We start from the raw sequence: 24,540 nt of genomic DNA on the forward strand, positions 1-24,540 counted from the left end.
CCTTGGTAATTTATCTCGGTTGGCAGATGTTAAAAATGCAGCGCAGTTTAACCCAACAAATAATTACATCCCTAGAAACCGTGCAGTAATTAGCTTAAATTTTAACTAACTTGTTGCACTTGTTCGGCACTTTCTAGCAAAATTTGCGGATTTGCTTGTTCGGGAGAAACAATACTGCCTAAACCAGTAGCTTCAATCGTAACTTCGGGATTAATCAGCATATTTCTGCCAGATATGGCGGTTGCTGCGTTTTTATCCCAAATGTTAGCCAGCTTTTGGCGAATATTATCAAATTCTGCCATATTTTCAAAATTAATCAAGGTGAAGTAGCGTTTGATTCCTTTGGTATCTACTTCCATCGCATAGACATCAAATTTAAGCTGGGGACTTTGGGGAAACTTGACTAAATTCCCTGATAAAGTTTTAGGCTGACCATTCCAGGCGGCGATCGCATCTATTACTTCTATGGGTTGTCCTACTGTAGTATCTAATTGAAGATGTAATGGTCTTTGAGGATATTGTTGAATTTGATAGGTAAGTTTAATGATATCTCCCCGATATAAACCCTGGGTATATTCTGTTGCGGAGACAAAAATCGGGATTACCGCATCCTGATATTCGATCACTAAGATTTTGCCAGCTTCGCCAATGGCGTGTACTGTAGCGACAATGCTGGTTTGCTTCTTTAATTCAGCGGCGATATTTGTCTGTCTTTCATAAGGCGCAAAACCTTTTGGCTGCGCCCAAGGTTCAATAACTTGAATCGAATTTAAGGCAATATGTTTTTGTGGACTAGGATTGGCGATAAACTCACCCTGAATACAGACAAGATCGTGACGATTAAGTCGGTTTAGCGTCTCTTTGGTTTCCCGCTCTTTGGTTATTAAAGAAAATTCTCGATGACTAAAAAAATCAGTTGGTTCACGCACAGCCATGACATACATCTGAGACTCTTCGGCTGCACCATGAATTCTGCCTAACAATCCTGTATTGGTTAATTCCTGAGATAAGCGTGCCATTGACAAACCTTGATAGGCTTCGGGATTGTAGGTACAAGTATCAGCAGGAGAACTGAGAACTTGAGGCACAATTATTGCAATTAGGGAAAAGCAGATTAGCAGCGCGTATAAATGTTTTTTAGTCATTTACGATGTTGGAAAGTTAGACAAATACAAATAAATGTATATCAAAGATATCAGGCGATAATAATTAAGGCACTACATTAACGACATACGTTAGTTTAAAGGGTGTAAAGCTGTCGTTTTTGGCTGTACCGCTTATTTCTAGCTCATAAGCACCTGCTTGGGGAAAAATAATTTCTGCCCCAGGTATCTCTTGGTATTTTTCGACATCGATCGCCATCAATTCTGGTTTTAAAATTGGTTCTGCTGACTCTGTACGAGGAACAGCATATACCTTTAGAGCGCAGTTACATTCAGATAAAGGGATGCTATTACCACCGCGACTAGTTAAGGCAAACCAAGCTCTACTTGTCTTGCCTGCATTGGGGTTGTGGTTTGGTTCAATGTGAAATGTAGCAGCTACTTCATTAGATATTTCAACATTATGAGCAATTACAGGTACAGATATAATAGTTGCGAAAAAAAATATGCTGGCAGTTTTGAACAGTTTAAAAACCATAGATGATGCTTGATAATCAATTAATTATCCACCTACTGTACGGTAATTTTGATTGGTAAGGAACAAGTTCCATTCCCGATTGGCCAAATTTTACCTTAAATGTTTCCGATACAGTAGCACCGTCTGTTGGTTCGACAATATTTACCATAGCATCGATTGGAGCATGAGAAACTATAGCGGCGATCGCCTTTGATGGTGCAAATAAAAGTAACAAGGCACAAATAAGGCTGGCAAAGATAACTTTTAAGTTCATCTCATCTAGTATTTACCGCAATATTAATGAATTCTTAATGCTTTTCATCATATCAAAGTACAGCATGGAACTGCTCGAAGATTGTTTTTAATGTCGTTTATTATTCTAGTAAGCTAGTTTAGTCTTGCCAATTAACCAAGCATAATGATTTAAGCCAAAAAAACTATTCATGACTATCCAAAACAAATTCAATAATAGCCTTTGGTTTCAATTTATTCTGTCTCTGTTTTTTCTCTGGTGGGGATTAAACACGATCTACTCCTATGGTTGCTGGGAATTCGATCCTGATGAAGGAATCAATTTGATGAAAGCTTTTATGCTCAATGATGGCTATCAGCTGTATCAAGAAATTTGGAACGATCAGCCGCCAATACTAACTCATTTATTGGCATCAATCTTTAGTGTTTTTGAGCCAAAAGTTGAGCTTGGCCGTAGCTTTATTTTAATATTTTCTACGATTATCTTGTGGCAAACTTGGCTTGTTTTATATTTGTTTGGCGGAATTTTGCACGCTTGCATTGGCATACTATTTTTACTAATATCACCTAACTATTTAAAGTTAAGTATTTCGGTAATGGTAGGACTACCCTGCATAGCTCTAGGAATGGGAGCAATATTGAGCATTATTTGGTGGCATTCAACTCATAAGACTATTTGGTTGATTATTTCTGCTTTACTGTTGAGCTTATCAATCTTAACTAAATTATTTACATTTTTTCTAGCTCCAATTATTGTTATCGGTATTGCTTTAGATCGGGCTGAAAATATCAAAAAAACAAGTTGGCAAGAAAAACTGCGATCGCCAGCCTTATGGATAATTATCTTATTTAGTTTTAGTTTACTAATCTTGCTATCGCTTGTCGGTATCGATAATATTCATCTTTTGCTGGAAAATCATACTAGTGCGCGAAATATCGACGCTTTTCAAGATATGACGTTAAGGCATTCTCTAAGGAATGATTACAGGCTATTTTTAGGCGGATTTACAATTTGGGGAATTTTAATTGCTTATCAGCGTCAACAATGGCAAATATTTTATTTTGCAGCTTGGTCAATAACCGCCTATTTACTGCTAATCGACCATAAACCTATATGGTATCACCAAGTACTGTTGTTACATATTCCAGCAATTATTATGGTGGGATATGCTATGGGAGAAATAATCAGCAGAGCATTGCCAAGGGGTTTGTATTTAAGACCGAATCGCCGAATTATCTCGTTGTTTTTAGGTGTTGCGATAATTATTAGTTCGATACTCCTCGTGGGTGAACAAACAAAAACTACTTGGCGAGCAATTAAATCTTGGCAGAAAAATTGTAGTCACCAAACAATTTTTGTCAGTTTAGAAGCTGAATTTTTAGCTGAAATAGCTCAATTTAAATCCCAAACTAACTGGATGGTAACAGATTCACCGATCTTTGCTTTTCGTGCAGGTATTCCTGTTCCTCCCTCTACTGCCGTTCTCTCGATGAAACAAGTGGAAACAGGAAATATGAGCGATCGCCAGCTAATCGACATTATCAATCAATATAAGCCAGAACAGGTGTTCTTAAAACGCTTTAGTTGGACTGAAGTAACTAATTTTCTCAAGCAAAACTATCAGTTGCAAAAGCAAGAAGCTGATTTTAGGCTCTATATTAGGATTAAATAATTAGAACCTTATTGTTTGAAACATACAAAAGATTGAGCTAAAAGCGGTGCATCGGACGCGACGTAAGGAGCTAATCATGCACGGGCTAATCATGCACGGGCGGTCTTGTTGGTTTCCAACAAAGAGCGAATCCTAAAGGACGACGCGGAGCTAGTCCTAAAGGATTAGCTAGCGCGTCACGCGAAGCTAGTCCTTTAGGGCATATGCGCCAAGAAGCTAAAAACTAAACTATTGTAAAATTTAGCCATTTAAAACGAGAATCCTACGCCTTGTAATTTATAAATAAGAGCGTAGATGAATCGTTCTACTGTTTTCAGGTTATTATAGTTTATAGCAAATTAAATTCACTATAAATGTTAAGAGTAGTCAAGGTAAGACTTTATCCAAATAGCCAGCAGCAAGAAGCCTTGAGTCAGTCTTTTGGCAATTGTCGCTGGTTGTGGAATTATTGTCTTAATTTGATGAATGAAACTTACAAAGAAACAGGCAAAGGCTTATCTGGGTATGCGATTAAAAAACAAATACCGCAACTAAAAAAGGAACAAGAGTGGTTGAAGTTGACCTACTCTCAGTGCTTACAATCTGTTTGCTTGAATCTAGGAGTAGCTTTTAATAATTTTTTTGAACGTAGAGCTGAATATCCTCGCTTTAAGTCCAAGCACGGCAAGCAATCAATTCAATATCCTCAAAATGTAAAGAGGATATTGAATTGTTTAAGGCTACCAATGATCGGTGATGTTAAAGCAGTATTTCATCGTGAGATTGCGGGTAAATTTAAAACTGTAACTGTTTCTAAAAACTGTTCTAATCAATATTACGCTGCTATTTTATTTGATGATGGTAAGGATAAACCAGTCTCATCATCTGAAGGAAAGGCGATCGGAATCGACCTTGGTTTGTCTAATTTCGCTATTACAAGCGAGGGAAGCAAGTTTGATAACCCTAAATGGTTTAAAAAACACGAGCGTAATTTAAAACTAAAACAACAGCAATTATCTAGGAAGCAAAAAGGTTCTAATAACCACAACAAATCTAGATTGAAAGTTGCCAAAGTTCATAACAAAATTGCTAGATGCAGAGAAGATTTTCATCACAAGCTATCGCGCTCGATAGTTAACGAGAGTCAAGTTATATGTGTTGAAAGTCTTGCACTGGCTAACATGGTTAAAAACCCCAAGTTATCAGAAGCTATTTCTCAGGTTGGGTGGGGTCAGTTTTGTACAATGCTTAAGTACAAGGCAGAGCAATCCGGCAAGATTTATCAAGAAGTTGATAGATTCTTTGCCAGCTCTAAGACCTGTAATAACTGTTTGAATCGAGTAGATAGCTTAGATTTGAACATCAGATTCTGGGATTGTTCTAGCTGTAAGACTAAGCATATTGACCGTGATGTCAATGCAGCTAGAAACATCCGTGATGAGGGACTGCGAATTTTAAATTTGACCTCTGGAACGGGGGATAAAGCCTATTGTCAAACTGTAAGACGTAGTAATAGAGGACGCAAGAAATCTACTACTACGCAGGTTTCTGGATAGGAAGCTACTTTTGTAATCTCTGATTCAAAAGTAGTAGTTCACTCTTTGACTACTTTAGCTGGGAGGAAGTAAACGTCCAATAGTACGATTTTCTTCAGTAAAGCTCTGTTGAGCTACTCGCTGTATATCTTCTGGAGTAATTGTTTCTAATCTCGCTAATTCCGCAAAAATATTGCGCCAGCTACCTGTTTTTGCTTCATATTCGGCAAGTATTTGTGCCATACCCATATTGGAATCAAGAGTACGTAATAAGCCTGCTTTTAATTGAGTTTTTACCCGTTCTAATTCCATCGGTTTAACTGGTTCAGTTTTCAGGCGTTCAATTTCTGCTCTAACGGCAGTCTCTAGTTGATCGATACTAGTTCCAGGGGAGGTCAGGGCGTAAACTAGCATCAGGTTAGGATATTTATCTCCTGGAAAGCCGCTGAAGCCTTGGGCGGAGAGAGCCACCTGTTTTTCTTCCACTAAAGATTGATAAAGACGAGACGTTCTACCACTGCTAAGCAGTTCAGAAATGACTTCATATACTGGATAGTCAGGATCGCTTAGAGCAGGTATATGGTAGCCTTCTAAATACCAGGGTTGAGAAGGAAAATTCACTGTAACTTCTCTGGTTTCAGCTTGAGGTGGTTCAACCTTAGTTACTGCTTGAGGTTGAGGTTGAGACTTAAACCTGCCAAAATAAGTTTTAGCTAGTTGCTTAACTTCTTGAGGATCGACATCTCCAGCGATCGCCATGGTTAAGTTATTTGGTGCGTAATATGCCTGGAAAAACTGTTCGACGTTGTCGCGGGTTAGGTTGTTAATATCCTCGGTATAGCCAATTACAGGTCGTTTATAGGGATGGGTAGTGTAGGCAGTATCCAGAAACTCCTCGATCATTTTGCCAATCGGAGAATTATCGGTACGCAAGCGTCTTTCTTCCAAAATAACCTGCTTTTCTTTATAAAATTCGCGAAATACGGGTTCTAAAAATCTCTCTGATTCCAATGACATCCATAGCTCTAATTTGTTGGCAGGAAAGCTATAGAAGTAATTAGTATAGTCGGCTGAAGTTGCTGCGTTCATACCGACTCCCCCCGCCGTATCAACAATTTCACCATATTTGTTTTGCTTGACATACCTGCTAGCAGCAGATTGAGTAGCAATAAATTCGTCGGTTAGTTGGGCAAGTTTTGCTTCGTCTCCCGACTCTTGCGCCTGTTTGATTTGGGCAAATAAAGCGTCGAGTTTATCCAAGACTTTGGCTTCAGCACGATAGTCAGTCGTACCGATTTGTTTAGTACCTTTAAAAGCTAGATGTTCCAAAAAATGCGCTACTCCAGTTTGACCATCTGGTTCATCTACACCACCAACGTTGGCATAAGTGACAAATGAAACTAGAGGAGCTTCATGATTTTCTAGGACGATAAACTTTAAACCATTGTCGAGAGTAAACTCTGTAATCTGCGACTTTACCCGATCTAGATAAGGCTGAATTGTCGTATTGCGCTGCGTATCCTGGGGCGCTGCCAAAACAGACAAACCAGAGTAGTTCCACCATAAAATAGCGATCGCCAGCAGCATAATCCACCGCTGTTTGCTAAATATACCCAAGCAAGTTAGTTTGCTCGATCTCATTAAGTCTTCCCAATTTCTCAATTTTGTCATCCACTTATTACTGCGGTTTTACTGCGGTTATATTTTACTCAGATTTTTAGGCTGGCTGTTGTTGAACTATTGTCTAATTACCGTCGATAATATCCTTGCCCAGGGAATTACCCTAAATAACAATCTGTAAAGAATTGAGCTAAAAAAGAATTACACAGACCAAATACAATTATTGTGAAATACTAGACGATTAAACTAAACTTAAAGTTCTCAAGTTTTCAACTCCACTCTAACTTTTAATCAATTACAACCACTATTACTATGCAAATATTTTCTCAGCAAGTCTGGAAAGAGATGCGTAAAACTCCTCAGACAGAAGAAGATACGCGCACTAAAATTTTACAGGCAGCACTGCAACTATTTGCAAAACGTGGCTATGATGGCACGACCACTAAAGATTTAGCTAAGTTAGCAGGAGTAGCTGAAGGCACTCTATTCCGCTATTTTGCCACTAAAAAAGCCATTTTAATTGAGGTAGCTACTGCGGGATGGGTTGATATTCTCACTGATTTGTTGACTGAACTTAGCGAAATGGGCAGCTATAAAGCAGTATCTCAAGTGATGCGGCGAAGAATGCTTAATATGCGCCAAAATAAAGATTTAATGCGCGTTTGCTTCATTGAAGCTCAATATCATCCAGAACTAAAGGAAAGCATTCAAACCGAGGTAATCACGAAAATGACCGATGTGGCAGAAGCTTTTTTTGAAACTGCGATGGAAAAAGGAATATACCGCAAAATCGACCCCAAAATAGTAGCTAAAGTATTTTTGGGTATCTTTGCGATCGCTGGTTTTTCAGAGCAAACCATTATCGATCCTGATGCCTCACCTCAAGCTATGCAGGAAATGGCAGAGGGGATTTCTGATATTTTCCTTCGAGGAGTTTTGAACAATGAACCGTAAGCAGTGATCCAAATAAAATAGCTAATAGCTAATAGCTTTCAACAGTCTAAGTTATAGCTTAATACGATAAATCAACAACGTCCGCATGACTATTTTTACCAGAGCGAGAGTTCCGAGAAAAGTTAGAAGATATCGACCTAATCTTTGGCTAGAAAGATTGATGGCTTTAATAGCTGTAATCAACCTGACGATTGTTGCTTTCGATCTTAGCTATATTCCTCTGAGGGATTTCTGGCTAACTGGTGAAGTTACGCTAGGGGGAATTAATACTGCATACATCAAGTTTGCAGGTATTGAGTTAGATTTATTGACTCAAGATATGTCTGAGTTTATTACTCAATACGATGTGGTCAAAGGAATAATTCCGAATCGGGATACGGAAGAGTATTTGGATAAGGTAGAACAGCTAAGACAGGAATTGACAATTAATCGGGTTGATTCACCTGGAGCAAATGCTCTTTTAGGAGATTTACGCCGTCGCAGTCTCGAAATAATTCAGACTAATGCTTTTTCAGAAGCTAACAAAACTGGTAACTTAGAAAGAATTAAAAGCAAAATGCGATCGCATCTTTTTAACAGAGATAACTCAGCGAAGTCGGCATTTTGGCAGTTTTGGACTCCAGCCAACTTTGAGGGGAAGGTGACTCAAGAATTAGCGTTTTTTGACACTGAGATTCAACCCCTGATCGAGACTAATTACTATCGTGTCATTGGTGAGAATGGAGGTTATGTAGACTATTTCGGCTTGATTGACTTTCCTTTTGGCGTACTGTTTGCTCTAGAATTTTTAGCACGAAGTTGGTTTATTAGTCGGCGGCGGGTAGGAGTAAGCTGGTTAGACGCTATGTTCTGGCGTTGGTATGATATTTTTTTCCTGCTTCCTTTCTGGCGATGGCTGAGGGTTATACCTGTAACGGTTCGTCTGACTCAAGCGCAAATTATCAATTTGATGTCAATTCAAAAGCAGATTAGTCAAGGGTTGGTAGCAGGAATTGCCGAAGATGTGACTGAAGTTGTAATTATTCGACTGATTAACCAGATGCAGGCTTCAATCCGCAATGGTGACGTGAGCCGATTGCTTTCACAACAAACTATTAATTCCTATATTGATATTAATGACACTAACGAAATTGCGGAAATAGTCAGAATTTTTGCTAAAGTACTGGCAGATCGAGTCTTACCCGCAATTCAACCAGAAGCCGAAACTTTGCTGCAATACAGTATAGACAAAGCCTTGAAGCAAAGCCAGGCCTATCAAGGAATTAAACTTTTCCCTGGTGGCGAGCGCACTATCACGACACTTAGTCATCAGCTAGTATCTCAAAGCTATAGTGCTTTTAGCGCCACTCTTCAGGCAGCTCTAGCAGAGGATGAGCAGTTTGATCGCTTATTAGAGAGTTTAATTAGCAATGTTGGCAAGACGGTTTCTAGCGAACTACAAGCACAGCAAAGCATGAACAAAATAGAGCTGTTATTAATCGATCTACTAGAGGAGATCAAAATTAATTACGTTGAACGCTTGTCTCAAGAAGATATTGAAGACATCCTCGAACAAACTCGTACCTTACGCAATCTAGCTCATAAGTAATGATGCTAATCTTATTCAACCTTGGGATCCGCGCATGACTAGTTAACTGAGTAATCAATAATCCTCTGTGTATGTTTTTGAGCCAAAGTTAGTAATTCAGTTGACTCGAGTGGCTGATTAATAAAATCTGACACTCCAGCCATTTTGCCTCGGACAAGATCGATCATGTTTTCTCCTTTACGAGAGATAACGAGCGGAATATTTTTAAAATCTGGCATTTTTTTGATTTGAGCGCAGAGTTCATAACCATTAGCATCAGGCATTACTGCATTTAAAAAGATTAAGCTGGGCTTATTTTCTAGTAATACCATCAAAGTTTTAACCGCATCGTTAACAAGAATAATACGATAGCCTACAGGATTCAAAATTTGAGCAGCTTGTTGGCAGGTATGAGGATTATCATCAACATAGATAATTAAAGGTAGCTCTAGTTCTTGAATATATTCTCTGGGCTGGTTATGATTCTGGTTGTAATATTTACCGTCAGCAGGGGCGAAATATAGATTAGTCAACTGTCGATCTCCAACTTGCTGCATCGCGATCGCCTTACTTTTAAGATGAGGAGCAAAAGAGCGAGCAATTTCTAAAATATCTTTTGGGGATGCGATCGCTAAATCTCTGATCGTTTTTTCACCATTAATATAAATAAATAACTTTTGATAAGCTTGTACAGCTACAGCTTGCTTTAGTTTGTTGATATTTTTGATTACAGGAGCAAAATTGGGCGTACAATCGAGACTTAATGCTTTCCAATCGATAATACGAGATTTGAGACGCTCAATAGTTTTCTTATAATCAATTTGAATAACTGGCTGCATGAATAAAGAGCTTCTTAAAATAGCTCCCATGCTGTTTGCTTGGGTTTCAAAAATTGTTTTAACTTGATTAATTTGATTACCAGCTATCAAACAATCAAATAAAACTTCTTGAACTATTGCTTGAATTACTTGTTGAGCTTGAATGATGGTAATCTGCACTCGTTTGAATAAAACAGCAATTAGCAAATATTCCCATAATTCGGAAATTTGTTGTTCTCTTAACCTAATGTCTTGGCAATTAATCTCAGGACAAATTTGATTCGTTAAACGGTACAATCTTCTGAAACGATGCATACTGCTGCTTGCCCAAATCAAATAACCTTTTTTAAAATAAAAACTCCAGCTATCATTCTGAGCAGTTGTCACGTAAATTTTACAGCTTTGTTTCAAATCGACGGCATTCTGGAATTGTAATTTAATTTTTTTAATTTGGTCATTGTTAGCTTTCATGTTTTGGCGCAGCAGTAAATTAGGCTAGTTAAAATCTCGAACTTTTTGATTCGATCCTCACAAGAGAAAAAATTGCTGCAAGCAGTATAATTACTATGCTTTTCGTAAAAACATATCGTTATTGTTAAAATTTTTGCTGTATATTCAATGGTGGATTTAGACTTTTGGGATAAAACTAGTGGTACTTGGATTAATGTTTTTACGGTTATTTTAGGAACAAGCATAGGTTTACTGCTCAAAGATCGTCTCTCCCCAAAAATACAAACTATTATTACTCAAGGGATTGGCTTGCTCACCTTGTGGATCGGCTTGAGCATGGCAAACAGTATGGGACAAGTCCAAGCAGGGGGAATTGACGGCGCAGTTTTGGGACTATTAGCAATAGTGTTCGGGGGAGTAACAGGAGAGTGGTTACAGATTGAGTTAAAGTTGACGATAATAGGCGATTGGCTCAAGCAAAAGTTTAAAGGTAAAGGTTTATTTACCGAGGGGTTTGTTGCCAGCAGCTTGTTGTTTTGTGTTGGTCCAATGACTTTAATTGGTAGCTTTAATAACGGGGTGAACGGAGATAATACTTTGCTAACTTTGAAAGCAACTATGGATGGTGTAATTTCTATTGCTTTGGCTAATATTTATGGTATTGGAGTTGGGTTTTCGACTCTAGTTATTTTAATTTACCAAGGAGGACTATCATTGATCGTTGGTTTAATTGCTAACACTGTTCCTCAAGCCGATAATAATCCTTATCTTTTAATTATTACTGGTATTGGAGGACTAATGATTATGGCAATTGGCTGTAATTTATTAGAAATAGCTAAGATACGAGTTGCTTCTTTTCTGCCTGCGATCGCTTTTGCCCCTTTAATTTATTGGTCTGCTAGTTATTTGAACAACTAAATTTTACCGTGTGTGTTCAAGATCACTGCATCATCTATTTAACTGAAGGTATGATTTAAAACATAAATACGATTATAAATACCGCCAGCTAAATGTTTGATAAAATTGCTGGCAAATAAAATTACTTTTAATTACCTGATATATATTTTAAAAAGGATGCTCGCGATGAACATCCTTTTTATTTGGTAAATTATTATGCCATAAATTAAGGCGATCGCTTTTGGGCAGATGTTAAAAGTGCTACCAGCCGAATATTTAGGCAATGTGTCAAATGCTAGCTATCAATTTAACTCCTCGCTAAATTCATTTTGGATAGTTAAAATATCTTCACTAAATCCTCGACTGATATATTAGACCTCTTGCATGAATCAGGCGATCTCCAAACTTAATCCACAATTATATAAATCAGCCGGTGCATGATTCACTAAAGTACTAGCCCGTGCATGATACACCTTCGGATAAGCGGAGCAAATGTGACCGAAGGGCGGAGTGCGGTTTATCCGTGAATCCGCGATTGGCTTTAGTATAAGCGGAGCGTCACAATAAGATTAAAACGTAACCCAACAAGTCGATTCTGTATGCCGAAATAAATTCGGCACATCTAGACTTCAAATCGGCGACGGCGATTACGATACGGCTGAGCTAAAATCCGAAAAATCTTTAAGGAACGAATAACGTGTTCTATCCACTGTAATAACTGCATGGACAGGATAATTGCTTCTTCAAACACTGCACAGAGTAAATAGAAGTTTTTATGACCCATTGCCTTGAAAGTGGCATATTCTGCCATGCGATCGTTAACATTGGCTATTAACCTTTGGCAGATCAAAAGCAGATTTGGGTGGATCAAAAGCGATCGCCGTCATCGAGGTTTTTTCTTTAGTTTGTGGATTGCGCCAATCAAAAGAACCAATATATAGCAGGTTTAGCAGACTCTACTCCTGGTACAATCGTGGGCGCGCAAAAGTATATTGAGCGAATCCTAGCGAAGTGAGAATCCGCCGATTTATACCACAAGGGTACAATATCGGAGAGAGTCGTCAAACGTTATCATCTTCAAACTTGTAGCCAACACCGACGACAGTTTTAATAAATGTAGGATTAGCTGAATCTGGCTCTATTTTCTTGCGGAGTCTTCTAATGTGCGTATCGACTACTCGTTCATCGCCAAAAAAGTCATTACCCCAAAGTTTATCGATTAGCTGGGTACGACTCCAAACCCGCCCAGGATAACTAAGAAAGGTAGAAAGAAGATTAAATTCGAGGGTAGTAAGATCTAATTCTTCAGGAGTTTGGAAGTCTAGCTGTCTGGTTGCTATATGTTGCTCTAAATCCACGGAAAAATGTTTAGTACGATAGATTTGAGAGTTGTCTTCCTGTACACCATGACGCAGGCTGCGTCGCAATAGGGCGCGAACTCTAGCAACTAATTCTCTGGGGCTAAAGGGTTTTACTAAATAATCATCTGCCCCTGTAGAGAGTCCAATTACTCGATCTATTTCTTCACCTCTGGCGGTAAGCATCAAGATATAAGGATCTTTGTTATAAGGTTGCTGACGAATACGCGTACAAACCTCAAGTCCATCCAAACCAGGAAGCATTAAATCGAGAATAACTACATCTGGTTGTTGCTGTTTAAAGATATCTAATGCTGTTAATCCATCATTGGCAACGCGACACAAAAAGCACTCTTTGGTTAAAGTTTGTTCGATTAATTGAGCGATTTCTTGTTCGTCTTCAACAATAAGAATTTTCATTTGATATCACAATAAATGATTTTAGATGTTGCTTTACTGGAGTATAAGTTGTCTCATCATTTGCTTGCATGATGTCAGCTAAAAAAAAACTGAAAGCTAAAATAATTAGGTTTTAATCTTAATAATATAATTAACTAGATTTTTTGAGATTCTTTTCTGACTACACCACTAATTGCAGCCAAAAGTATCCAGGCAAATGTATTCACGCGCAAATCGAAAATAGTGACATCTGTAAGATTAAAGATAATGTAGGAAGTAAAGGCAAGCAAATAGCTAAAAAAGATTAGTTGAAAATTTTTGCCAGACAAGTCTAAGAAAAACCTGACTGCTTGAAACATAACCAAAGCAACAACTGCAATTAATAACATTGCAGCAATAATTCCTGTCTCAGCACTCAACATTAGGAACAAATTGTGAGGATGTCCGAACCAATAATTCATTTTGGCTTCGTAAAGAGGAGTAAAGTTACGTAGTCCCCAACCAAATAAAGGACGCTCTCTAATTAGATCCCAGCAAAACTGCCATTGAGTGATGCGCAGAGTTTCTACAGGCCGCTCATACATTTGGTCTGATAGTCTAGCCCAAATAAAGGCAGGAACAACTTGGCGTAATTGTGTGCCACCCAAGTTAGGGACAAAAGAAGCCCAAAGGATTGCCGTAGCAGCACCAATAACTCCCCATACTAACCAACGCCAACCCATATAAACGGCATAAGCTATAAAGCAAAATATAGCTAGCCCCCAAGCATTGCGAGAACTAGTCAAAACCAATCCGCTGATATCTACTATTAAAATCAGCGTTAGTAAAAGTAAGGTTTGAATTTGTAGTTTAGTAGATTTTCGTTGCCAAACCTGCCAAGTTTCTAACCATAATCCTAATGTTAGGATAAAAGCGATCGCCAAATAAATCGCCAGAAAATTAGTGTAGATGAATACTGATGACATTCTCCCAGTTGGTACTCCTTGGGGAACTAGCTGCCAGCCTAAAATAGCTTCTATAAATGTAGGAGTATCCCACGCTGCAAACATTTGTCCCCAACCTAAAATCACTATTGGCAATGAGGGAAGTATTAGTAACCACGATAATTCTCTGAGTTGAACAGGCTTTGTAATTAAATACCTTAAGGCAATAAACAAAGCAAAAAAAGGTAAGAAATTAGCTAACCCTAACCAGGCTTCTTGAGAATGCTCTGCTAGTGCTGAACTAATAATTAAAAAACAGGCTAGTACTGCCAATCCTTGATTCAGAGGACTTGTAATTATCTTGCCGTAGTTATTGAGCCAAACCGTAACTAAAACTACGATTAATCCCAATGTTCCTATCGCGGGAAACAACGGCAAGATAAAGATGCTGACGCTAAAACAGAACCATGTCCAATTTTTAGCAGTTTTTAATTCACTAAACCACATTAATTTTGATCGCGATCGTTGCCTAAAAAATAAAGCGAGTTCCCACAATTAAAAGCTATTAGCCAATAAATCTGACCGCAGCTAGTCCAAACTAAACCAATTAAGGTAAATCCTGCAAACCATTATCAGGAGTGTTAGAAACTTGTCTTTGTAAATCAACGTAAGACTGATTGTAATCAGTGATTGAAGAAAGTAAGTTCCCCCTTGCCGTAGTCAGCTGAGTCTGAGCATCAATTACGTCGGTTTGAGTACCTACTCCCGCCTGAAAACGCAATCTAGCTAAACGTAAACTTTCTTCTGCTAATTCCACCTCTTTGGTTGCAGTACCAATATTATTTTGATTAGACTCAAGTTGAAAATAGGCTTGTTCTACGGCAAAACGAATCTGATTGCGCTGGTTAGCAAATTGAGTTTCCGCAATTTCAGCATCTCTTTCCGCTTGGTCTGCACCTGCACGAGCAGAGCCTGCATCATATAATCTCCACTGGAAATTTAGACCAACGCTATATTGATCGCTAACATCAAAATCATCTTCAAAGTCATCGTTTAGCGTGTAATTAGCATTAGCACTTAGTGCTGGTCTAGCATTTGATGAAGCAATGGTCCGTTGCTCTTGAGCAATCTCCCTTTGCAGCAAGAACTGCTCTAGTTCAGCACGATTCTTAAAAGCTTGTACGATAGTTTCTGCCAAAGCTAAATTCCAGATACCAGCTTCTTCAATAGCATCGGCTGTAGAAAGATCGGTACTATGGGCGACGCTTAAAGTTTCTGCTAATTGTCGGCGGGCAATGTTTTGCTCGGCTCTAGCAGTGGTTAATCTTTGTTGTGCCTGAGCTAATTCTACCTCTGCCCGTAAAACGTCAAATCTGGTACCTAATCCTGCTTGTTCTAAAAGTTGGGCATCTTTTAAAGTTTGTGAAGCATCTTCCACCGCAGCTAGTTGAATTTCTACTTGAGCATCGCTATTCTGCAAATTATAGTAATCTCTGGCAGTTTCAAATCGAGCTTGCTCGACAGTTGCTTCCAAATTTAACTCATCGATCCGCAGTTGGTTTTCGGCAGCGCGAATGCTTGCTCCTCTTCGACCACCATTGTAAATATCGTAATTGATGCCCAAACCCCCATTCAAAGTAAAACTGCTGGAGCTTGCATTGGTAAATTGATCTTCTGCTGCCTGTCTGACATCTTCTTCGGCAAGATTAGGATCATTTTCCAAGGCTGTTTCTACTTGCTGATCGATATTTTGCTCGATAGTACTATCGAGAAAAGCACTATTACCATAACTCAATCCGTTAGTCAGATCTAAAGTAGGATAAAGCGCCGATCTTTCCTGTCTTAATACAGCTTCGCCACGTTCTACCCGTATTCTAGCTTCTTCAATTTCTTTATTGTTTTTGAGCGATAATTCTACCGCCTGTTCTAAGGTAATTGGTTTTTGACTATCAACTTCAACTTCATTAGGTTGAGTGGGAAACGACAGAGGATTGCCACTAGGATTTAGCTGCTCTGTATTAGGAATTGGCTGTTGTGCTGGTTGGATAATGTCTTGCGTGTTTTGCTGAGTAGAGTCGCTTGTCTGAGCCACTTTTTCCGAAACTAACCGAGAAAAATTAATTTGAGAATTTAGCTGTGGTTTATTTTGCGCGGTAGATAATAATAATGAACCAGCTGTGGATGTAGCCTGCTTAATATCTAGCTGCAAATTACTCGCTTTGACCAAATGAGCGTAATTGTTTAAACCAGAATTAGGTGTATTTTCAGCAGTAGCTGAGATTACATTGCCGATTACTATAGCCGTACTGATACCAAATACCTGGATCAATTGATTCTTCTTACCCACTCCTCACTCCTTTGTTGATTAAGATATCTGTGCGTCAAACCTAGACAATTTTATACTTGCTATCGTGTTTATGGCATTAATCTTGTCAATTCCAACATTTAATATAAAGTAGTATATTGCTTCACCATCAGATTACAATCGAACGGTTAAAATTTTGAAATTAATTGCTTTTTAATATTTCATAATAATTTACTACAGCAATCAATTAGTATTTAACTAAACTAATTAGCGGTACGTTGGGTAGTTTCTCTTTTCCTTTTAAAGCCAGCAGTTCAATCACAAAAGCAAAACCAATCACTTCCGCTTTCATCTGAGACAGTAATTCGGCAGTAGCTTTGGCTGTTCCCCCAGTAGCTAATAAGTCATCGACAATCAAAACTTTGGCATTAGGAGCGATCGCATCTTGATGAATTTCTAGCCGATCTATGCCGTATTCTAGTTCATAAGCCACGGAATGTATTGGGGCGGGTAATTTTCCAGGTTTCCGCACGGGAACAAAACCCGCCTTGAGTTGATAAGCCAGAGGTGTCGCAAAAATAAACCCCCTCGATTCCATACCCACAACATAATCTGGGGCTAAATTTGCCGTTTGGCACTGCTCTGTCAATCGGTCAATTGTATATTGCAGACCTTGAGGATTATTTAATAAAGTCGTTATGTCTCGATACAAAATTCCTGGTTGAGGAAAATCAGCAATATCGCGAATTAAAGATTTGAGTTCCATAAATAAACGTCAATAAATTAGATTAGACTGGTTTTTGAGTAAGATAGCTATGGCATCATAGCACCAGAGATTTATTTGTTATCCTCGACAAAGAACAATCATCGATAACTATAATTTGGACTGAGTTTTACCATGAGCCAATCTGCAAGTTTAGAATCCGATTTTGCTGACTCTATAAATAGCCCCGCCTCGATTTTAAATACTTTACCAGACATATCTCTCCCTTCTAAGGGTTGTTCTCCTCATACTCAACAACAAATTGATTTGCTGCTGCTTGCTCTAGAAGCTTTAGAACTAGGGGCATCAGAACAAATGCTGGCAACGGCAAGACAACTAGGCATAGAGCCAATTATTAAACATCGTGTTAATCTGTGGCGTTTGCGCTGTAGCAATCCCTGGAGACGTTCTTATACTAGAGATTATTTGAGTTTAGATCAGGCCAAAGCATTGGTTATTATTGCAGCCTATCGAGCCAAAGACTTGATGGTAGTTATCAGACAGCTATTAGTAGCAGAACAGCAAATGCGAGAGAAAAATCTTCCTTTAGATAATCACTTTCGACTTTCAGAATATTTAGAACGATTTCGCGCTCATTTTCGTAGTCGAATGAACTCGCGCCGTGCTAAGGTATCAGCCTATATTGCCTCAGAAGAACAGCTCAATGAATTAGCCTTGTCTTTATTAAATAAGCTATTATTTTGTACTGGAACCAAAGGAATGCAGCGGGTTTGGTTTAGTTTGTTTGATGGAGAAGTGGCTTAAAAAATGAATACGAAACGACAGTATAGTTTGCCTAACTGTAATCTAATTTTGGAAGGTTTAGAAGATACCGATACCGAAAACGTTGATATTTTAGATGGAAAACCCCCGATGTCTATTTTGATTAATGCTGAGTGTCACTTGCTTGGCTCTAATCAAAAGTTGAGTGGTGGCAGCGTGTTCTTAAAAAATCTCTCCTATGCCGTAAGTAATTATGCTCAAGGGTTGCTTAGTGGGTTACCTCAAACCGCTCGCCACGCTGCCGAATATCCTCAGGTATCGATGACTAATCTAGCCGAACAACATCTTCATCGTTTAACTTTCGAGCCTGAGCCTGAGGGTGAAGAGATTAAAACCGAGATCGATTTAACTACGGTAGAGCTATTTGATTTAGTTGATGCGATCGACCAGTTTTATGCGGATCGTTCTACCTTACCTAATATGACCCTTGATTTGCAGTCCGTCAGCAGACGCTATCGTAAACCAGAACAGCCTCTAGCAGAAAGATTAACTCCTGTGGCAATTGGTTTTACTGGTTTGGCGATCGCAGCGGGAGCATTTTTTGTGATTCCTCCACCAGAAATTAGGCCGCCAGAATCGACTCCAATTAACCAAACAAATCAAACGAAGCCTTCTACTACAGAAACTACCCCTCTCAATGAAGAATAAAAACGATAAATCTAAAAATTGAAATAAATATTATTTATAATGCCTCAAACTGCTTTAAATTTAATTGCGGTAGGAATCTTCTTGATGACTATGACATCTTTACTAGGACCAATTTTTCAGATTCCTCCTGTTGTTCCCGCTGCCGTCACCTTTGGCATCTTAAGTTTAGCTACAGTAGACACCTTAAGTTGGAATAGTAGAGGCGTTTCGCTTTTGCTAGACTTGTTTGCCTCACAAGAACAACGTCAACGTATTATTAACCATGAAGCAGGACATTTTTTGACCGCTTATTTTTTAGGAATACCGATTACGGGCTATACCCTAACTGCTTGGGAAGTTTTAAAACAGGGGCGCTTAGGTAGCGGTGGGGTAAGCTTTGATACAGAAGCCTTAACAGCGAGACCATTTCAATTTGAGGCTATGCGTTTAACTTTAGAGCGTTTTAGCACCGTTTGGATGGCAGGGATAGCTGCGGAGACAATAGTCTATGGCGATGCACAAGGTGGTGCTGAAGATCGACAGCAGTTACGACAAGCTTTAGTAATGGCTGGTCTTCCAGAAGTAGGCTATCCTCAGAAAGAACGCTGGGCTAAGCTACAGGCAACTAACTTATTGACCAGGCATCAGCAATCTTATGAAGCTTTGGTAGAGGCAATGAAACAAAGAGCTTCTGTAGCCGAATGCTATGCAGTAATACAGCAATATTGTGATGCTGACAGTGAACAACTAGCTGCCAGTAATTAAGATTCAAATCAGATCTCAATCCACTGAATGCAAATCCTCAAAGATGAGGCTGTTGGAATTTATAGATATCTTGAATTACTTGCACCCAACCACCAGCGACAGATTGCAAAATGCGATCGCCTTTTTCTTTCGTAGCAATAGTTGCGTCTCCCATTACTCCGCTTTTACTTAATTCTTTGGTTAGCCAAGCAAAAGGTAATTTTCCTTCCATGTCTAACAAGCTATTTTCTGGTAAGCCTTGAGGATATTCTTTTACTGCCTGATTCATCTGAACCTGTTTGGGTAATAAAGACAGCATGAGACTAGTTTCTGCATCTCCTGCATGAATGCCATATTCTTGTTCTTTGGGTGTGAGTAAATCAGCAGCATTATGAGGCACGCGCCAGGTAAACAAAGGAAACACTGCAAAATCTGGATGTTTTTGATGAACATCTCTGGCTGCTATTTCCATAATTTGTGGCTGTCCTCCGTGAGAATTCATCAATACCAGTTTGCGAAAACCTGAGCGATAGATGCTCATAGCCATTTCGGTGATTACAGACAATAAGGTGTTGGCACTAAGAGTAATAGTCCCTGGGAAACCAGAATGTTCGTTAGATTTACCATAATAAAGACAGGGTAAAGCATAGGCAGGAATATCTTTTTCTAATTGCCCTAACGCTTTACCTAACACTCCCAAACTAATGGCAGAATCCACCGCAATAGGTAAATGAGGACCATGTTGTTCGATCGCGCCTATAGGTTGGATAATTACCACATTTTCCTTGTCTGGCATTTGCTCAATTTCTTTCCAGGTGAGATAAGGAAAGTAACGTTGAGGAGGAATAAAACCGTGCATCATAAAATTACTCTGAGTCTTTGATTAGTGAAGCCAACAATGTTTTTTGAGAAAGTTTCAAGGGTCGATCGCAGCCACCCCTCTGGACAAAGCTCAGGTTGAACTACATCAACTACATCATCCAAGCTTAAATGTTATTAGTCCCTCTCTGCAATTATTAGTACTCAAGACATTAACTAGACTAGTAGCCAGATTAGAACCAAGAACTAACATAGTGCCAGTAGCGATCGCTCTTTATATTTAACTCAAAGGCTGAAAAAAAGAATCAGCCCTGGTTGATATCAACCAGGGCTGTATTATTGAGTCTAGAAAGCAATAATGGTATGAATCTTAGTGGCCGTAAGGCAGGTACTGATTTACATCAACTTGACCTTGAACATTAGTTTGATTGGCATCTTGAATAATTGCGTTACCATGACCGACACCAGCAGCTTCGTTGGCGTTTAATTGGACTGAAGTTTGAGCATCGGGAGTGGAATAACCACCTAAGTCTAGTTGGTTTTGGTAATTAGTTTGGTCGGTGTTTTGGTGGATGAAATTACTAGTACCGACAGCAGCCCCCGAGTTTGTATTGTTTTGAATGCTAGTCTGAGCGTCTTGAGCTTGGGCTACGCTTGGGTTTCCCGAGCTTGTAGAACCAAGCTGTTGAGCAAAAGCAGTTAAAGGAGCGAAAGCGATAATTGCAGTTAGAATACCTAGTGTAGATTTTTTCATTTTAGACCTCGTAAAAGTAAGATTTAGTATGTGTGTTTTGCTTACATTTACTAATTACGATTGGTCTATTTTTTTATGCAGATTTACTTTGAGTTTGTAAAGAAGCGATGCAATGAATATGAAGGACTTGTTAGCATAATAAATACTTACACGACCTACACAGCATACTTCATGAGCATTGAAATTGAAACACAGATTGTCCAAGCTGAAGAACAGCTTAGGCTGGCAATGCTTAATTCTGATGTAAACACACTTGATTAATTGCTTGCACCAGAAGTTATTTTTACCAACCATCTTGGTCAAGTATTAGGAAAACAAGACGATCTTGAGGCTCACCAATCGGGAACACTTAAAGTAGAAGTTTTAACACCTTTTGAGCAACACATTCAATTAATAAAAGACGTGGCGATTGTCACTGTTCGAGTACATTTAGCAGGTAGCTACGCTGGTATTACATCTGAGGGTGATTTTCGATTTACTCGTGTTTGGACTCTTTCTTCTAATGGTGCTTGGCAGATCATTGTTGCTCATTCTAGTGTTGTGACTCAGTAGGTAAAAATTCTGGCGTTGCTGATTTAGCGAACGAGCGCGTGACGCGGAGGACGCGATATGTCCTAAAGCATACCGCTCCGAGACCGAAGGGCGGAGTGCGGTTTATCCGTGAATCGTTTAGGGCATATAGCTTTTAGCTTTTAGTCTATAACTAACCTTCCTTTCTTAGATTATAAAAGTAATCAATTCGCGCTTCGTACCTCGATTCAGCAACGCCAAAATTCTTTTGTATAAGCGATCGCCCTAACTTTATCGCCTAGTTAAAACTACTTACCAAAAGTGGGTTTTGGGAATCGAATTTAGTATTAGTAGCAGCTAATTCAATTCAAAAATTAACAGTTATGCCTAAAGGTTATACCCTGAATAGCCATTTAATCGGCTTTGATTAAGGTAAATCAAGCTTTCTACATTAGTTCTACATATTTCTGCCGAAACTTCTTAAATTCTTTAAAAAATAGTTATAAATACCTAGATATAATTACAGCATAATCTTAAATAATACAAGTGTCTTCTTTTGCTGCGGTAGAAGTAGATATTGATTAATTAAATAATGAAAAATTCTCAAAATAATCAAGGTGTTTTATTTATACTGCTCAAAAACAGTATCGTGCAGTTTATAGCTGGTATCTTATCTCTTTTAATTATTCTCATAGCAGCTAATGCTATTGACGTTAAATTAATTCAGATTGGCTTAAAATGTATTGGTTACGGATTCTTTTGCTACATGACAACCCCTTTGATGATTTACTGGCTAGCCTATGCGAGTGAAGGAACAGCGACGGTCAAAAAAATGACGATTACTATTGTTTTGACCGCATTATATAGCTACATAATTTGGGATGCTTATTTCTTTTTCCGAGGTGCGATCGCTTCTTTATTTTCTTAGCTGGTTAAATTGATCTTATTGAGATTGAGATCATCCTGCACCAAATAGCCGTGATAGAATAACTCACATCTAATACCGTAGCTCAAGCTGTAAATTTGGTAGAACATGGCAGAGGAAACAAATAAGCAAGATCGGGCAAAGCCAGCAGCAGAAAAAAAGGCAGATGCTAAACCTGCTGCTAAAACAGCAGCTAAAAAAGCTAAACCGCCAAAGTTGGAAGATAAACCCTTTAGTGAATTTATTCAAGAGCATTATCTTCCAGCATTAAAAGAGGCTATGGCTGGCGAGGGAATTGAGGAAGTTGATTTAACTTTTGTAGAGCAAGGAGTACCAATTAAAGGGGCAAACTCTAATGAACCCTGTTGGCAGGTAGTAGGTAAATGGCAAAATGGCGATCGCGCTTTTAATCTCTATTTTCCCGATGAAGATATTTCAGGTCAAAAAGCATTTTCTTATTCTACTTATGGTATTAATCCCAGCACGATTGAATCTTTCATGATTGACGAGCGAAGAGTCAATTTGGAGTTGCTAGTTATGTATACTGTGCAAAGACTTAATGCTCAAAAATGGTTAACTAGAAACTAAGCATTGATTATATTTCACGATGATTAATCAGTTAGAGATAGGGGTAGTATCTTAACTGCCTCTATTTTTTGGCAATTAATTATTAATTAAAAATTTTCTTTATTATTATTGGGTTACTGATTAAACTAATTTTATGCTGTAATTGGCATAAATACAAAATTAGCCTTAGTTGATATGCTGGTATACATTTTGCTATTTAATGCGGGAACTGATAATGAAGGAATTCATACGGTTCAGATGAGCGATCGCAATACCATCTTGATGTTTCAAGAAGAAGATGACGCTCTTCGTTACGCAGGATTATTAGAAGCTCAAGACTTCCCTGAACCAAAGGTAGAAGCAATTGATTCTGAAGAAGTCGAGCAGTTTTGCCGTCAGGCAGATTATGACTCTAAAATTATTGAGCCAGGAGAATTAGAAATACCTCCGGAGAAAAATGTTGAGGATCTTAGCTGGGATGAAAGTCAGCCAGAAAATATCGATACTGCTTCAGAAGCCGAATCGATTGCTAATGATGAGTTAGAGCGAATTCGCCGTCAACTTGAAGGGCTTTTGTAATAAGCGCCAAGTATTGAGGCAGCAGGATTAAGGAAAGCTAATAGCCGAGCGGTAGAAATGTTATTACCAAAAAAGCTTTGAGCAATTAAAACTAGCAAGGACATAAAAGTCATCTATGAATAATTTGCAGTCGAGGGGACATTTGTTAACCGAACAAATTAACCCTCAAAGTCAGAACTTAGATAGCTTATCTACTTTAGAAATAGTCGATTTATTCAATCAAGAAGATCGACAGACGATAAAAGCGATCGCTCAAGCTCGTGTTTCTTTAGCCAAAACTATAGATCTGGCTGCTGCTGCGTTTAGACAAGGTGGTAGATTATTTTATGTCGGTGCAGGTACTAGCGGTAGGCTGGGTGTTTTAGATGCAGCAGAATGTCCTCCTACCTTTTGTACTCCGCCAGAATTAGTCCAGGGAATTTTAGCTGGTGGTACAGCAGCTTTGATTAAAAGTTCCGAGGCTTTGGAAGATCGCCCTGAAGATGGGGCGCAGGCAATTCGCGATCGCCAAATAACCCCTGTCGATGTAGTTATTGGCATTACCGCAGGAGGAACTACTCCTTTTGTTCATGGAGCATTACGAGAGGCTAAATTACTAGGGGCGACAACTGTTGCCATGAGTTGCGTTAGTGCCGAACAAGTCCCCATTGATGCTGATGTTGATATCCGTCTGTTAGTCGGTGCGGAAATTTTGGCAGGCTCGACTAGGCTCAAAGCAGGTACAGTAACTAAAATGGCGTTGAATATTATTTCGACCGGAGCAATGGTACGCTACGGCAAAGTTTACGGCAATCGGATGATTGATGTTGCCGTAACTAACGACAAGCTTCGCGATCGCGCTTTACGGATTATTGCCGATCTAACCGATCTAGATCGCCAAGCAGCAGGGGAATTATTAGCCAAAAGTCAGAATAAAGTGAAGTTAGCCCTTTTAATCTACTGGACTGGTATGGATTCAGCGGCAGCAGAGGCATTATTAAATGAGCCTCAGGAAAACCTGCGATCGCTAATTGAACGACAAGCACCTAATTCTTAATGTTCGCTACACTATCGCCGCCAAGCTTTTAATTTAGTAGAGTTCTTCCTTCTTTATCGGTCATTTCTCATCCCGACAAAACC

26 protein-coding genes are annotated in these 24,540 nt (G+C 38.9%); 14 read left to right on the forward strand and 12 right to left on the reverse strand.

Features of this window, described 5'->3' with window-relative positions; translation table 11 throughout:
- Positions 1 to 101 precede the first annotated feature (101 nt).
- From V6C71_17655 to V6C71_17665, 3 genes are all read right to left on the reverse strand, one after another.
- Entirely contained in the window at positions 102 to 1,145 is a 1,044-nt protein-coding gene (locus tag V6C71_17655) for a hypothetical protein (GenBank protein ID HEY9770289.1), read from the reverse strand.
- A gap of 64 nt (positions 1,146 to 1,209) precedes the next feature.
- Positions 1,210 to 1,641: a hypothetical protein gene (locus V6C71_17660; GenBank protein ID HEY9770290.1), complete on the reverse strand. Its 432-nt coding sequence runs from the start codon at positions 1,639 to 1,641 to the stop codon at positions 1,210 to 1,212.
- 16 nt (positions 1,642 to 1,657) lie between these two features.
- Complete coding sequence (locus tag V6C71_17665) at positions 1,658 to 1,894, reverse strand: hypothetical protein (GenBank protein ID HEY9770291.1); 237 nt, start codon at positions 1,892 to 1,894, stop codon at positions 1,658 to 1,660.
- A 169-nt stretch (positions 1,895 to 2,063) separates the two neighbouring features.
- Here V6C71_17665 and V6C71_17670 point away from each other — a divergent pair, with 169 nt between their 5' ends.
- Both V6C71_17670 and V6C71_17675 read left to right on the forward strand, forming a co-directional pair.
- Positions 2,064 to 3,545, forward strand: a complete 1,482-nt coding sequence (locus V6C71_17670; protein HEY9770292.1) for a hypothetical protein — start codon at positions 2,064 to 2,066, stop codon at positions 3,543 to 3,545.
- 353 nt (positions 3,546 to 3,898) lie between these two features.
- Positions 3,899 to 5,080: a transposase gene (locus V6C71_17675; GenBank protein HEY9770293.1), complete on the forward strand. Its 1,182-nt coding sequence runs from the start codon at positions 3,899 to 3,901 to the stop codon at positions 5,078 to 5,080.
- A gap of 54 nt (positions 5,081 to 5,134) precedes the next feature.
- Here the strand turns inward: V6C71_17675 and V6C71_17680 are convergent, their stop codons facing one another.
- On the reverse strand, positions 5,135 to 6,700 hold the full coding sequence (locus tag V6C71_17680; GenBank protein ID HEY9770294.1) for a pitrilysin family protein: 1,566 nt from the start codon (positions 6,698 to 6,700) through the stop codon (positions 5,135 to 5,137).
- 291 nt (positions 6,701 to 6,991) lie between these two features.
- Between V6C71_17680 and V6C71_17685 the strand changes: the two genes are divergently transcribed.
- Complete coding sequence (locus V6C71_17685; GenBank protein HEY9770295.1) at positions 6,992 to 7,633, forward strand: TetR/AcrR family transcriptional regulator; 642 nt, start codon at positions 6,992 to 6,994, stop codon at positions 7,631 to 7,633.
- Positions 7,634 to 7,718: 85 nt separating this feature from the next.
- A complete protein-coding gene (locus V6C71_17690; GenBank protein HEY9770296.1) occupies positions 7,719 to 9,221 on the forward strand; it encodes a hypothetical protein in 1,503 nt (500 codons plus the stop codon).
- Between the two features lie 38 nt (positions 9,222 to 9,259).
- On the opposite strand, the gene V6C71_17695 is transcribed toward V6C71_17690, so the two are convergent.
- Entirely contained in the window at positions 9,260 to 10,489 is a 1,230-nt protein-coding gene (locus tag V6C71_17695) for a response regulator (GenBank protein HEY9770297.1), read from the reverse strand.
- Positions 10,490 to 10,636: 147 nt separating this feature from the next.
- Between V6C71_17695 and V6C71_17700 the strand changes: the two genes are divergently transcribed.
- A complete protein-coding gene (locus V6C71_17700; protein HEY9770298.1) occupies positions 10,637 to 11,386 on the forward strand; it encodes a DUF554 domain-containing protein in 750 nt (249 codons plus the stop codon).
- A 601-nt stretch (positions 11,387 to 11,987) separates the two neighbouring features.
- Here the strand turns inward: V6C71_17700 and V6C71_17705 are convergent.
- From V6C71_17705 to V6C71_17725, 5 genes are all read right to left on the reverse strand, one after another.
- Positions 11,988 to 12,215, reverse strand: a complete 228-nt coding sequence (locus V6C71_17705; protein ID HEY9770299.1) for a hypothetical protein — start codon at positions 12,213 to 12,215, stop codon at positions 11,988 to 11,990.
- Positions 12,216 to 12,426: 211 nt separating this feature from the next.
- Positions 12,427 to 13,143, reverse strand: a complete 717-nt coding sequence (locus V6C71_17710) for a response regulator transcription factor (GenBank protein HEY9770300.1) — start codon at positions 13,141 to 13,143, stop codon at positions 12,427 to 12,429.
- Positions 13,144 to 13,277: 134 nt separating this feature from the next.
- Positions 13,278 to 14,552, reverse strand: a complete 1,275-nt coding sequence (locus V6C71_17715; GenBank protein HEY9770301.1) for an O-antigen ligase family protein — start codon at positions 14,550 to 14,552, stop codon at positions 13,278 to 13,280.
- Between the two features lie 100 nt (positions 14,553 to 14,652).
- On the reverse strand, positions 14,653 to 16,392 hold the full coding sequence (locus V6C71_17720; protein ID HEY9770302.1) for a TolC family protein: 1,740 nt from the start codon (positions 16,390 to 16,392) through the stop codon (positions 14,653 to 14,655).
- Between the two features lie 205 nt (positions 16,393 to 16,597).
- Entirely contained in the window at positions 16,598 to 17,116 is a 519-nt protein-coding gene (locus tag V6C71_17725; GenBank protein ID HEY9770303.1) for an adenine phosphoribosyltransferase, read from the reverse strand.
- A gap of 132 nt (positions 17,117 to 17,248) precedes the next feature.
- On the opposite strand from V6C71_17725, the gene V6C71_17730 reads away from it, so the two are divergent.
- From V6C71_17730 to V6C71_17740, 3 genes are read left to right on the forward strand one after another with little or no spacing between them, the layout of a single operon-like run.
- Positions 17,249 to 17,878, forward strand: coding sequence for a DUF3038 domain-containing protein (locus tag V6C71_17730; protein ID HEY9770304.1), 630 nt, complete (start codon positions 17,249 to 17,251; stop codon positions 17,876 to 17,878).
- Positions 17,879 to 17,881: 3 nt separating this feature from the next.
- Positions 17,882 to 18,544 (forward strand): DUF4335 domain-containing protein, encoded by a 663-nt coding sequence (locus tag V6C71_17735; GenBank protein ID HEY9770305.1) that lies wholly within the window; start codon positions 17,882 to 17,884, stop codon positions 18,542 to 18,544.
- 39 nt (positions 18,545 to 18,583) lie between these two features.
- On the forward strand, positions 18,584 to 19,288 hold the full coding sequence (locus tag V6C71_17740; protein HEY9770306.1) for an ATP-dependent Zn protease: 705 nt from the start codon (positions 18,584 to 18,586) through the stop codon (positions 19,286 to 19,288).
- A gap of 37 nt (positions 19,289 to 19,325) precedes the next feature.
- Here V6C71_17740 and V6C71_17745 read toward each other — a convergent pair whose 3' ends face one another.
- Positions 19,326 to 20,129: a creatininase family protein gene (locus V6C71_17745; protein HEY9770307.1), complete on the reverse strand. Its 804-nt coding sequence runs from the start codon at positions 20,127 to 20,129 to the stop codon at positions 19,326 to 19,328.
- Positions 20,130 to 20,172: 43 nt separating this feature from the next.
- Between V6C71_17745 and V6C71_17750 the strand changes: the two genes are divergently transcribed.
- Positions 20,173 to 20,370 (forward strand): hypothetical protein, encoded by a 198-nt coding sequence (locus V6C71_17750; GenBank protein HEY9770308.1) that lies wholly within the window; start codon positions 20,173 to 20,175, stop codon positions 20,368 to 20,370.
- Positions 20,371 to 20,456: 86 nt separating this feature from the next.
- Here the strand turns inward: V6C71_17750 and V6C71_17755 are convergent, their stop codons facing one another.
- Positions 20,457 to 20,840 (reverse strand): hypothetical protein, encoded by a 384-nt coding sequence (locus V6C71_17755; GenBank protein ID HEY9770309.1) that lies wholly within the window; start codon positions 20,838 to 20,840, stop codon positions 20,457 to 20,459.
- A 261-nt stretch (positions 20,841 to 21,101) separates the two neighbouring features.
- Between V6C71_17755 and V6C71_17760 the strand changes: the two genes are divergently transcribed.
- The 5 genes from V6C71_17760 to murQ all read left to right on the forward strand — a co-directional run bounded on the left by V6C71_17760 (position 21,102) and on the right by murQ (position 24,457).
- Positions 21,102 to 21,392 (forward strand): nuclear transport factor 2 family protein, encoded by a 291-nt coding sequence (locus V6C71_17760; protein HEY9770310.1) that lies wholly within the window; start codon positions 21,102 to 21,104, stop codon positions 21,390 to 21,392.
- A 550-nt stretch (positions 21,393 to 21,942) separates the two neighbouring features.
- Positions 21,943 to 22,278, forward strand: coding sequence for a hypothetical protein (locus V6C71_17765; GenBank protein HEY9770311.1), 336 nt, complete (start codon positions 21,943 to 21,945; stop codon positions 22,276 to 22,278).
- Between the two features lie 105 nt (positions 22,279 to 22,383).
- Positions 22,384 to 22,863, forward strand: a complete 480-nt coding sequence (locus V6C71_17770) for a DUF2996 domain-containing protein (GenBank protein ID HEY9770312.1) — start codon at positions 22,384 to 22,386, stop codon at positions 22,861 to 22,863.
- A gap of 174 nt (positions 22,864 to 23,037) precedes the next feature.
- On the forward strand, positions 23,038 to 23,421 hold the full coding sequence (locus V6C71_17775) for a DUF3110 domain-containing protein (GenBank protein HEY9770313.1): 384 nt from the start codon (positions 23,038 to 23,040) through the stop codon (positions 23,419 to 23,421).
- Positions 23,422 to 23,536: 115 nt separating this feature from the next.
- Complete coding sequence (murQ, locus tag V6C71_17780; GenBank protein ID HEY9770314.1) at positions 23,537 to 24,457, forward strand: N-acetylmuramic acid 6-phosphate etherase; 921 nt, start codon at positions 23,537 to 23,539, stop codon at positions 24,455 to 24,457.
- The last annotated feature ends 83 nt before the right edge of the window (positions 24,458 to 24,540 follow it).

It is taken from the genome of Coleofasciculaceae cyanobacterium (genome assembly GCA_036703275.1).
Taxonomy (GTDB): Bacteria; Cyanobacteriota; Cyanobacteriia; order Cyanobacteriales; family Xenococcaceae; genus Waterburya.

Excerpts from the sequence above, each read along its gene's own strand:
- V6C71_17755 (HEY9770309.1), bottom strand. The coding sequence starts at position 20,840 with ATGAAAAAATCTACACTAGGTATTCTAACTGCAATTATCGCTTTCGCT.
- V6C71_17685 (HEY9770295.1), top strand. The coding sequence starts at position 6,992 with ATGCAAATATTTTCTCAGCAAGTCTGGAAAGAGATGCGTAAAACTCCT.
- V6C71_17665 (HEY9770291.1), bottom strand. The coding sequence starts at position 1,894 with ATGAACTTAAAAGTTATCTTTGCCAGCCTTATTTGTGCCTTGTTACTT.
- V6C71_17725 (HEY9770303.1), bottom strand. The coding sequence starts at position 17,116 with ATGGAACTCAAATCTTTAATTCGCGATATTGCTGATTTTCCTCAACCA.
- V6C71_17695 (HEY9770297.1), bottom strand. The coding sequence starts at position 10,489 with ATGAAAGCTAACAATGACCAAATTAAAAAAATTAAATTACAATTCCAG.
- V6C71_17710 (HEY9770300.1), bottom strand. The coding sequence starts at position 13,143 with ATGAAAATTCTTATTGTTGAAGACGAACAAGAAATCGCTCAATTAATC.
- V6C71_17740 (HEY9770306.1), top strand. The coding sequence starts at position 18,584 with ATGCCTCAAACTGCTTTAAATTTAATTGCGGTAGGAATCTTCTTGATG.
- V6C71_17770 (HEY9770312.1), top strand. The coding sequence starts at position 22,384 with ATGGCAGAGGAAACAAATAAGCAAGATCGGGCAAAGCCAGCAGCAGAA.
- murQ (HEY9770314.1), top strand. The coding sequence starts at position 23,537 with ATGAATAATTTGCAGTCGAGGGGACATTTGTTAACCGAACAAATTAAC.
- V6C71_17670 (HEY9770292.1), top strand. The coding sequence starts at position 2,064 with ATGACTATCCAAAACAAATTCAATAATAGCCTTTGGTTTCAATTTATT.
- V6C71_17775 (HEY9770313.1), top strand. The coding sequence starts at position 23,038 with ATGCTGGTATACATTTTGCTATTTAATGCGGGAACTGATAATGAAGGA.
- V6C71_17745 (HEY9770307.1), bottom strand. The coding sequence starts at position 20,129 with ATGATGCACGGTTTTATTCCTCCTCAACGTTACTTTCCTTATCTCACC.
- V6C71_17730 (HEY9770304.1), top strand. The coding sequence starts at position 17,249 with ATGAGCCAATCTGCAAGTTTAGAATCCGATTTTGCTGACTCTATAAAT.
- V6C71_17660 (HEY9770290.1), bottom strand. The coding sequence starts at position 1,641 with ATGGTTTTTAAACTGTTCAAAACTGCCAGCATATTTTTTTTCGCAACT.
- V6C71_17715 (HEY9770301.1), bottom strand. The coding sequence starts at position 14,552 with ATGTGGTTTAGTGAATTAAAAACTGCTAAAAATTGGACATGGTTCTGT.
- V6C71_17690 (HEY9770296.1), top strand. The coding sequence starts at position 7,719 with ATGACTATTTTTACCAGAGCGAGAGTTCCGAGAAAAGTTAGAAGATAT.
- V6C71_17765 (HEY9770311.1), top strand. The coding sequence starts at position 21,943 with ATGAAAAATTCTCAAAATAATCAAGGTGTTTTATTTATACTGCTCAAA.
- V6C71_17655 (HEY9770289.1), bottom strand. The coding sequence starts at position 1,145 with ATGACTAAAAAACATTTATACGCGCTGCTAATCTGCTTTTCCCTAATT.
- V6C71_17675 (HEY9770293.1), top strand. The coding sequence starts at position 3,899 with ATGTTAAGAGTAGTCAAGGTAAGACTTTATCCAAATAGCCAGCAGCAA.
- V6C71_17700 (HEY9770298.1), top strand. The coding sequence starts at position 10,637 with ATGGTGGATTTAGACTTTTGGGATAAAACTAGTGGTACTTGGATTAAT.
- V6C71_17680 (HEY9770294.1), bottom strand. The coding sequence starts at position 6,700 with ATGAGATCGAGCAAACTAACTTGCTTGGGTATATTTAGCAAACAGCGG.
- V6C71_17735 (HEY9770305.1), top strand. The coding sequence starts at position 17,882 with ATGAATACGAAACGACAGTATAGTTTGCCTAACTGTAATCTAATTTTG.